This is a genomic window from Tolypothrix campylonemoides VB511288_2 (genome assembly GCF_045999855.1).
Lineage (GTDB): Bacteria > Cyanobacteriota > Cyanobacteriia > Cyanobacteriales > Nostocaceae > Scytonema > Scytonema bouteillei_A.
The window spans coordinates 823-3,058 of sequence record NZ_JBFPMW010000029.1 but is presented as its reverse complement, the minus strand read 5'-3'; the positions used below and the strand labels follow the sequence as shown (position 1 = coordinate 3,058).

General features: G+C 37.4%; 3 protein-coding genes. All 3 read right to left on the bottom strand.

What is annotated here, in order from left to right:
• A partial coding sequence (locus AB0756_RS39980) for a hypothetical protein (RefSeq protein ID WP_408104066.1) occupies positions 1–380 on the bottom strand: 380 nt, incomplete at its 3' end.
• Positions 340–627, bottom strand: a complete 288-nt coding sequence (locus AB0756_RS39975; protein WP_038124273.1) for a hypothetical protein — start codon at positions 625–627, stop codon at positions 340–342. The genes AB0756_RS39980 and AB0756_RS39975, both read right to left, overlap by 41 nt.
• Positions 620–1,774: a C25 family cysteine peptidase gene (locus AB0756_RS39970; protein WP_162002255.1), complete on the bottom strand. Its 1,155-nt coding sequence runs from the start codon at positions 1,772–1,774 to the stop codon at positions 620–622. The genes AB0756_RS39975 and AB0756_RS39970 overlap by 8 nt, the downstream gene beginning before the upstream one ends.
• Between the last annotated feature and the right edge of the window lie 462 nt (positions 1,775–2,236).

Below are 2,236 nucleotides of genomic sequence, written 5' to 3'. Positions count from 1 at the left end.
GAGAAGTCAGTATGTGTAATACAAACCTTACGGCTTATACTGAGCATTTGAGCTACTTCTTCCCACAGCATTGGGGCTGATTCTGTGATAACACGCCCTTGTCTTACACGACTACTTGCTGTGATTTTATGTGATTGTGTTGGAAGGAGAAGAAATTTTTCACTTTTAGTATTAAGTTGGATAAATACTTGCTCAGAATGAAAGCTAAAATCAGCTAATAATTGATGAGTGGCCGGTAACTGGTGATTACAAATATTTTGCAGAGCATTATTTACAACTGTCACAGTTGCACCATACCCTGTAATTTTAATTTCTTTTAATTCTTGCTCAGCTTTTGATTCATTTACTTTCGATGATGAGCTGTGGTTCACCTTGTTCATTTGTTGTTACTATAACAGTTTTATTAAATGGAAATTGTTCACTCCGCCTGAGCCGATAAGTCAATTTATACTCTTTAGGTATACTATTAATATCGGTCTCAGTAATTATGTCACGACTGCGGCGAAGAGTGCTTAATTGCCTTTCGGCTGGTCCAAACTCCACTTGCGGAACAATATTACTCATCTCCGGAAACTGTTCCCTTATAATTTCATTTTGAATACGATTTTTAACTGTTTCACTATCCATTTGAATTTTCCTCCAGTTGAAACCGTAACATTGGATCTCCCAGTAGTGTTAATCCTAAGATATTCTTTTTGTCTTGTGCACTATGAATTTGATAAAATTGCTTTGTTTCTTTAAGAGCATCACCAAAAGTTAAACCTTTGACTATAAGAGAGTGAATTAAAGTTTGAAAGATAGCATCTATTCCACTTTCCCCAGAGGGACCACTTTGAGGTAGAAAGGCTGCATAGCTTGTACCAGTGCAGCCAAAAAACGCAGATGCCCCCTGTTGAAGAGCGCAAAGAGCTAGACTGTTCATAGGTGTACGTCCATTGTGTATTGCAGAACCGTGGCACGCTTCGCATAATAAAATACTGTTGGTTAGTGGAATTTTATTAAATAACTCATGATTGATGAGTTCTGGTAGAAAATACATCAAAGTGATTTTGCCTGATGTTATCCGTCGCTCTCCATACCAAATAGCTTGGTCGTGCTCACCATGTAAGTTAAAAAATAGAATATTACTAGGTGCTGGAAAATAACTACTATTAATAACTTCAGTGACACCATTTACAAGATTTTTCTTCAACCCTAAAGGAGGAGATAGAAACAGTTGCTGATTATCTCGACTGATCCGAGCATAAGTTCTCCTAGAAGCAAGTTCCCATCTTTCAGTAGAAAATCCAATGTGGTTGTTGCTAATTGGCACACCCCCTTTCTGGTGAAGCTTTACAGAGCCTTGGATTTGGTTGACTAGGAGTTCTGCATTGTTACCGCCATCAGGCAAACGTCCTACTCCCATTACAGGCCAGTGATCCATTTTCCTTGTTTGAAAATCACTGTAGTAAGTGTCTGAAAAAATATGAAAATCTATGTCTCTATCTGGCGTATTATCAGATAAGCGATAAAAAGGAACTATATCATCTCCTCCTAGTAATAAGAGATACTTTGCTGAATATTTTTCGTATAGCGACCGAAGCTCAGCTTTAATTCTTTTTGGCTCTTCTTCACCCTTGTCAATTAATTCATCTATAAAAAATATGTCAGCTTGGAATTCCCCTACATTATATAAAGCTTCCAGATATTTATCTATTTCTTGTTTAATGGTTTGCCACCCTAACTCACCATATTTATTGATAAGTCGAGAACGATTAGTAACAACTAACTCCAATGTGATTTTACTCCTATAAGTTTTATGCATAACTTTAGGAACATTATCGTCTAATTGCTTGTAAATTTGTAGTTTTGTTACAAAAATGTAGCAATATAGTCAGTAAACCGAAAAGTTCTGCACTCGCTAAAAGGCGAAAATAGAAGGTTCTTGTCACTAAGTGCAGCCTATGGGCGTAAAAGTAGCGCAGAGATATTTTGCCGCCACGCAAAGCTTGAAAAGCTTGCTGTGAAAGAGTTACAGAAATTACAAATTCGGATGGAACTCCTACTGTTAAGGGACACTTACCTGCCAAAGCTATCAGGTTAAAGGGAAGCTATGGCGAAACAATGTCAGAAGGTGTCATTCCAGCACTGATATCGAAAGATGTTGCAGAAGTGGAAGAAGGAAATAAAACTGTGCCCTCAGAATTAATAGTTGACGGATGGAATATTTTCTCTCGTGTGAAGGCTTGTAATTTAT

Coding starts and splice junctions, on each gene's coding strand:
- AB0756_RS39975 (WP_038124273.1), bottom strand. CDS start 627: ATGGATAGTGAAACAGTTAAAAATCGTATTCAAAATGAAATTATAAGG.